Source organism: Lactobacillus sp. 23-2 (genome assembly GCF_044902225.1).
GTDB lineage: Bacteria > Bacillota > Bacilli > Lactobacillales > Lactobacillaceae > Lactobacillus > Lactobacillus absianus.
In genome coordinates this window covers 45,964-52,512 of the sequence record NZ_JAOQBX010000008.1, presented here as the reverse complement: position 1 = coordinate 52,512, position 6,549 = coordinate 45,964, and the positions used below count along the sequence as shown (strand labels likewise).

At 50.3% G+C, this 6,549-nt stretch carries 7 protein-coding genes; 5 read left to right on the top strand and 2 right to left on the bottom strand.

What is annotated here, in order from left to right; all coding sequences use genetic code 11:
* The coding region (locus tag OCH80_RS04835) for a hypothetical protein (protein ID WP_404538398.1) at positions 1 to 1,502 on the bottom strand (1,502 nt) is incomplete at its 3' end.
* 206 nt (positions 1,503 to 1,708) lie between these two features.
* Between OCH80_RS04835 and OCH80_RS04830 the strand changes: the two genes are divergently transcribed.
* The 4 genes from OCH80_RS04830 to OCH80_RS04815 all read left to right on the top strand — a co-directional run bounded on the left by OCH80_RS04830 (position 1,709) and on the right by OCH80_RS04815 (position 5,155).
* A complete protein-coding gene (locus OCH80_RS04830; protein WP_302187449.1) occupies positions 1,709 to 2,416 on the top strand; it encodes a VanZ family protein in 708 nt (235 codons plus the stop codon).
* A 31-nt stretch (positions 2,417 to 2,447) separates the two neighbouring features.
* A complete protein-coding gene (locus tag OCH80_RS04825; protein ID WP_404538395.1) occupies positions 2,448 to 2,720 on the top strand; it encodes a transaldolase family protein in 273 nt (90 codons plus the stop codon).
* A 14-nt stretch (positions 2,721 to 2,734) separates the two neighbouring features.
* On the top strand, positions 2,735 to 3,511 hold the full coding sequence (locus OCH80_RS04820; RefSeq protein WP_154548510.1) for a tyrosine-protein phosphatase: 777 nt from the start codon (positions 2,735 to 2,737) through the stop codon (positions 3,509 to 3,511).
* A gap of 114 nt (positions 3,512 to 3,625) precedes the next feature.
* Entirely contained in the window at positions 3,626 to 5,155 is a 1,530-nt protein-coding gene (locus OCH80_RS04815) for an ATP-dependent nuclease (protein WP_404538392.1), read from the top strand.
* A 142-nt stretch (positions 5,156 to 5,297) separates the two neighbouring features.
* On the opposite strand, the gene OCH80_RS04810 is transcribed toward OCH80_RS04815, so the two are convergent.
* Complete coding sequence (locus tag OCH80_RS04810) at positions 5,298 to 5,792, bottom strand: hypothetical protein (protein WP_404538389.1); 495 nt, start codon at positions 5,790 to 5,792, stop codon at positions 5,298 to 5,300.
* A 109-nt stretch (positions 5,793 to 5,901) separates the two neighbouring features.
* On the opposite strand from OCH80_RS04810, the gene OCH80_RS04805 reads away from it, so the two are divergent.
* Positions 5,902 to 6,549 (top strand): YSIRK-type signal peptide-containing protein (locus OCH80_RS04805; protein WP_404538386.1); only part of this gene is annotated, 648 nt, incomplete at its 3' end.

Genomic DNA, 6,549 nt, shown 5'->3' with positions numbered 1-6,549 from the left:
GCTTTCTTGCTAGACTTCTTGGCTGCGGTCTTCTTAGCAGGAGCTTTCTTGCTAGTCTTCTTGGCTGTGGTCTTCTTAGCAGGAGCTTTCTTGCTGGATTTCTTGGCAGCCTTCTTAGCTGGATGTGCTAAAACAGCCTTAGTGTACTTGCTGCCGTTGGCATTCATCTTTGGAAAGCCATTTGAGACGGTTGCCAGGTATTCAGGCGCGTTCCGGAACCAAGCCTTGTGCAGGCCCAGGTCCTTCTTGTACAGTGGCCGGTTTTGCCCGTCCAAGGTGTCAGGAATCCCGCTGTCCCCGCGGTCAAGGACGTTGATGAACGTGTTGTTGCTTGCCTTCAAAGTGTTGATGTCAGAAGCCTTGTCGATAGCTGAGTAGCGGTAGTGGATTGGCGCCATGTGCTTGTAGTAGGCTGCTGTCGTATTAGTGGCTACTGCAGTGTTTTCGAAAGTTGAACCGGTTACGTTCAGGCTCTTGTAATTTGACTTCTTGGTAATTTCATTGATACTGTGGCTGCCGACCGTTGCCCCGTAAGGGAAGGTAACCCGCTTGTCCAGGCCATTGATCATCGCCCCGCCAGTCAAGCCGTTCTTTTCAGGTCCGAAGTAGCAGTTCTTGATCGTGGCGTTTTGAGTACCAGCCCCGTCGAACAGGTTCTTGCCGAAAATTGACTCATTGACGTTAGGGTCGCCGCCAGCGCCTTCCTTGGTGGCAACGTCAAATTGGATGGCTTCTGAGAAGATGCCGTGTGGCTGCTTGTCGTGCTTGTAAATAGCGTTCCAGCCAGCTTGGCTGAAGCCAGAGCCCGCGTAGCCGTAGAAGCGGCAACCATCCCAAGCAACGTTTTTGCAGCCCATGACGTCAAAGACGTGACGGTTGTAGTACTGAACTTGGTGGAAGTTCATGTTCTTGAAGGTCACGTTCTTGGTGTGCAGCATGGAAACCTGCAGCCCGCCGTTGTAGTCAGAACTTACGACGCCTTCTGAGTTGACTGAGCCTTGAACGGACCCGTAAACGTTCAAGTTGGAGATGACTTGGCCCTTGTGGTCGCCTTCAACCGTCCAGCTGGTTCTGACGGTTTCCGGCCAGTCAGCATTCCAGTCGATCTTCTTCTTGGTGCCGTAGCGGCGGTTGATCATCAATCTCGTGCCGTTGAAGTCGATATTGCCAGTTGACTTGGCAGTGAAGTCAAATTTTACCCCGCGCATCAGCTTCAGGTCAAAGTCCTTTGGAAACTTGATTGGCGTGGAGTTCTCAAACTTGAATTCCAAGAGTGAGTCTCTGACAAAGGCGTTTTGCTTGACGAATCTATCCAAGTCCGCTTGGCTCTTGATCACGTACTTGCATTCATCGTTGGTTGGGACATAAAAGGCTTTAGCCGTACCATTGCCTGGTACAAGTGCCTTAAACTGGCCGCTTTGAGTGGCACCGGCTGCCAGAGCCAAAGCCAGAGCGCCCGCGGTCAGCAGCTTCTTGCCAGTGAAGAAACGTTTGCTATTCATAATTCTTTCCTTTCTTTAACACAATGAGTCTCTCTAAGCTGGAGTACTCTAACTACTGGTATTATATAGCATTTGCGTTTTAAATTGGCTAAAAATTGTTGATATCAAGTCAAAAAAAGATGAATGAAGCTGCCGCTTCTTTTTGTTGAAATGGCTGAGGTGGTTTAAAATATAAAACAAGCACTTAATAAAGGGAAGTGAAAGAAATGGGACACGAATTGGCTCTGCTTATCAGATTTATCGTCATCGGGGGATGCGTTTTCGCCGGCTACCTGGGGATCCGGACTGGCAACAAGCTTCTGCGCTTAATTATCACCGTGGTTTATGCCTGCGCCTTGGTCTACTATGTCGTAGCCTCGCGGGTGATTACTGCCGCGGTCTACTATGCGACGCACCCGGTGCTTTTAGCTTCGATTGGCGATTTGGTCAAGAATCCTTCTTTTTGGGAGTGGGGCGCTAAGAAAGTCTTTGCCAGCTCCAATTACGGGGGAAGATATGGTTTTATCATGAACATCATGCTGTTCATCCCCCTAGGCTACATCATCCCTGCCTGGTCCAAGTGGCTTCACAGCATCATCATTACGACCTTCTTGGGCTTTTGCCTGTCCTATTTTATTGAGCACTTCCAAAGACTGACCGGCCTGGGCGTTTACGACGTCAACGACATGCTGGCCAATACCATGGGAGCCTTCTTTGGAGCAGTGGCCATCATGCCCAGCCTTTGGCTTAAATCCATCCAGGAGCGGCGGGCCCGCAAGGCCAGACAGGCCGCTGAAAGACAGGCGCGCGGCGAAGCGGAAGCTGCCAGACTGGACCGGGTCAGCCGGACCTTGCGCGGGGAAAAGGTGGACACCCATGCCCGCTTGACCCGCAAGGACTACCGCCGCCTGCAGGAGGGCAAGGACAAGGAATAAGGCAGGGAAAGCAGAAAGGCAGGAAAGAAAAATGGAATTCATGCTTGATACGGCAGATTTGGCTGCCATTGAATATTGGAATGATCATTTGCAATTAAGCGGGATCACGACCAACCCCACGATTTTGAAAAAGGCGGCTGCCGTAGACGTCTTTGACCGTTTGCGCGCGATCCGGAAGACCATCGGCACGGCCAAGCGCCTTTGCCAATCCGGCCATTTCTGCCGCGGTTGCCGGCTTTGCCCAGGACTGGCAGGACCTGCATCCAGGAAAGCACGTATACGATTTGTAGAGAAAAATAGTTAGTGAGGAGCTAAATTATGGTACTTGTTGATATTCACTGTCATATTTTGCCGGGCATTGACGACGGCTCAAAGGACTGGGGGACTTCCTTGAAGCTGGCCCAGGACGCCGTGGCTGATGGCATCACCCACGCGGTCTGCACCCCGCACACTTTAAACGGCCGCTACTTGAACCACAAGGAAGACGTCATCAAGCTGACTGAAGAATACCAGCAGCGGCTTGACGCGGCCGGCATTCCCTTGACGGTCTTCCCAGGCCATGAGGTCAGACTGTCAGGCGGCTTGCCTCAGGCCTTGGACGATGATGACATTTTGTTCCTGGATGAGGACAACACCTACATGCTGCTGGAATTCCCAAGCAACGCCGTGCCCCACTACGCCAAGAACATGGTCTATGAGCTGACCAGCCGCGGCATCGTGCCGATCGTGGTGCACCCGGAAAGAAACAATGAAATTTTGGATAATCCAGAATTATTGCAGACTTTCATTGAAATGGGCTGCCTGGTGCAAGTAACGGCCAGCTCATATACGGGCATCTTCGGCAAGAAAATCGAAGACTGCAGCCGGGCCTTTATCAAGGCTGGCCAATGCGCCTTCTTTGCCAGTGACGCCCACGATCTGCCAAGGCGCGAGTACCAGATGAAGGCTGCCTTGGACAAGCTGGCCAAGGAATTTGGCGAAAGCAAGCGGGAGGAATTCATCAATAACGCCCGCGCGGTCGTCAACGGCGACTTGGTCAAGATGAACTGGCAGCCTTTGCCAAAGAAGCGCAAGAAGTTCCTGGGCCTCTTTTAACAAGAAAACTAAAGACGAAAAGCCGACAGAATTGCTGCTTCTGCCGGCTTTTTAATGTCCGGAAATCGTATAATTAAGGGAAGAACAAGCAACCTATGCAAAAGGAGAACAATCATGTTTTTAACTGGCTTGCACCTGCGCAATTTTCGCGGCTACCGGCACCTTGACCTGAAATTGGACCCGCTGACGACCTTGCTTGGGCAGAATGAAGCCGGCAAGAAGACCGTGCTGCGGGCTTTGGACATCTTCTTCAACGGCTCTGCCGCCAAGCGGCCCTTGAAGCTGCAGGACTTGAACCAGGAGGCCCTGGACCGGGGCGACTGGGAAATCGCCATTTCCTGCACGTTTGACCAGCTGACGGTCAAGAAGGTCTTTGACCTGAAGAACTACCTGGCTGAAAAGGACTATTTTAAAGAACGGACTGGCCAAGCCTTTCAGGAAGTCAACTCAGACAACCTCGGCCACTACCGGGAGCTGGTCAGCGGCTTGCCTTTGTATGTCTTCTTTGACGAAGAGTCAAAAGCGACCAGCCCCTTGAATTTCGTCGTCCGCAGCGCCATCCGCGACAAGCGCCAGGAAATCAAGGAAGTTCAAGACTTTCTGGACGCCAGAGTCGGCCGCAACCTGTCCCAGGTTTTGGCCAATTACCAGGAGCTGGCACCAGGATCAAAGCCCAACTTTGTCTTCAAGGAACAGAACTTGGCGGAAATGATCAAGCGACAGACTACGATTGAAGAAAGCAGCCTGCAGACAAGCAGCCGGATCGTCCTAGCCTTCATGCTGGCCCAAAGCGAGAATGCCAATATCGAGAACGTTATCTACGCCTTTGAAGAAAACAACCTGACAAATGAAGAGGAGGACAAGCTGGCCCAAGCTGCCCTGAAATTGGTCGCTAAAGGCAAGCAGGTCATCCTGATTCCGCATACGCCTCACTTGATGGGCCTGCTGCCCCTGGAAGGAGCCCGGATGGTCAAGCAGGTGGCTGGCCAGCGGGAATTCCTGCAAGAGGAAGAAGTGTTGGAGGAAGCCCAAAAGAATCTGGGCGTTGAAGCCGACCAGCGGGCCGTCCAGTCGCGCTGCGTCTTGCTGGTGGAAGGGCAAGAAGACGTCCGTTTCGTGACCAAAGTCAACCAATGGATGTATGAAGCAGGCCTGGTTGACCAGACTTTCAGCCAGAAGGGGCTGTTTATCCTGCCGGTTGGGGGATGCGGGAGTCTGATCTCCTGGCTCAATTTTGACCTTTTTTCCCGGCTGAATGAGCCCTGGTTCATCATGATCGACTCTGACAAGGGGACGCCGGAAGCTGACCAAAGCCGCCGGCACCTCAGGCGGATTGAGAATAAGTACCCGCAAAACAAGAGCCACGTTCACGCGACTTTTAAGCGGGAAATTGAAAACTACCTGGTCTTTAAAGATGATGGCCAGACATTGAAGTTCGCGCCGTATGAGGACGTCAAGCTGCACATGTACAACCTGATGGAAAAGCGACACCGCAGCTGGGCCAAGGACAAGACGGCCTCAAAGCTGATGGAAAACATGACTTTAGCTGATCTGCAAGACCACTACCAGCGGGATGGGCAGGACCACCGCGAATTGGTAGAATTTTTCTTAAAGATCGATCATTTTATGGACCAACTGCCATAAATGTAGGATAGATAGCGGAGGAAAGATGTGTGAGCACGGTCTGCCACACTAGCTGCAAAACCGGATCGTGACTGACAACAGGGAGATCTATTTATTGCTAACTTCCCAGGATTTTACAACTCAATGTCTAAGAAGCCTACTATTACGGCTTTTTTCGAAGTTTAAGATAATATTTTTTGAGTTGTAACTTAAACTCAACGAAATCCTCTAAAAGAATGTTGGCTGTTCCTTCAAACACCTTAGCTCTGCGGTTTCTGATTGGCTGACACAAAGGCATGGGTAGACTGTCAATGATCATATACTGATCAAACAGATCGACTCTTGAGTTCAGATCGTTGACGATCTGAGCAGTGATGCCAAGAAGCGCTCTAGCCCTGCGATTAAAACGAGACCTAGAAAGACCACAAAGTCCCCAGCAACGGACAAATCTGCGCTGAGAAGATATACCTTCCTCAGCTTGCCAGACAAGTAATGCAATGATTTCGTAGTCTGGAACCTTTACCAGACTGGCATTGCGGCGGTGAATTAACCGAGATGGGGCGTACTTGTAATAAAGTCTCTTGCAGATTTTCGACAAAGTTCTAAATTCTACTTGCAAACGGTAACTATAACGTTTAATCTGTAATTGGTTCAACATTGTAAGGGATTCCTTTCTGTTTTTGAATAAAGAAATGCCAGTTATATAATTACAGTGTATTAGTATATGCAAATAACTTCTTATGAAAAATTAGGAGACGCATCAGGGTATGAATTCAAGAAAGAAAATGATGAATGAACCATCTAGCGAAAAGCAAAGATGGTCCTTAAGAAAGCTTAGCGTAGGTATGACGTCTGTGCTTCTTGGGATGACTATGTTCTGGGCTAGTGGCGCGGGCAGCCAAGTAAAGGCTGATACCACGACTGCTAGCGAGCAAGCAGCCCAGATGCAGACGAATACAGCGGAAAAAGCTGCCGGCACGGAAAGTACCAAGCAGACAGAAGACAATAATGCCAATGCAGATGCAGGCAAGACTGCAGAAACTTCCGCGGCAACTGACAACGGCAGTCAAGAAACCACCACGGAATCGAAGGCTGCCTCTTCTTCTGCCCAAAATCAGGGCCAAGCAGCAACCGCTACCTCAAGTACAACCACCAAGGCTGCTTCGAGTAGCAAAACTGCCAACTCAAGCACTAGTCGAGCAGTAATTGCTACCTCAAGCGCCACTACCGAGGCTTTTTCGAGTGCCGCCAACCGAAATCACGGTAATGATAGACAACCTATCACTGGTCTACGACACTACAGTAATAACAAGCTAAAATATTACGGCAAAGATCATGTTCAGTATCGTAATCGTTATGTTAGTCAGGGAAATAAGTGGTATTACTTTGGCAGCAATGGTGACGCAGTAACTGGC

Excerpts from the sequence above, each read along its gene's own strand:
- OCH80_RS04830 (WP_302187449.1), top strand. The coding sequence starts at position 1,709 with ATGGGACACGAATTGGCTCTGCTTATCAGATTTATCGTCATCGGGGGA.
- OCH80_RS04810 (WP_404538389.1), bottom strand. The coding sequence starts at position 5,792 with ATGTTGAACCAATTACAGATTAAACGTTATAGTTACCGTTTGCAAGTA.
- OCH80_RS04815 (WP_404538392.1), top strand. The coding sequence starts at position 3,626 with ATGTTTTTAACTGGCTTGCACCTGCGCAATTTTCGCGGCTACCGGCAC.
- OCH80_RS04825 (WP_404538395.1), top strand. The coding sequence starts at position 2,448 with ATGGAATTCATGCTTGATACGGCAGATTTGGCTGCCATTGAATATTGG.
- OCH80_RS04820 (WP_154548510.1), top strand. The coding sequence starts at position 2,735 with ATGGTACTTGTTGATATTCACTGTCATATTTTGCCGGGCATTGACGAC.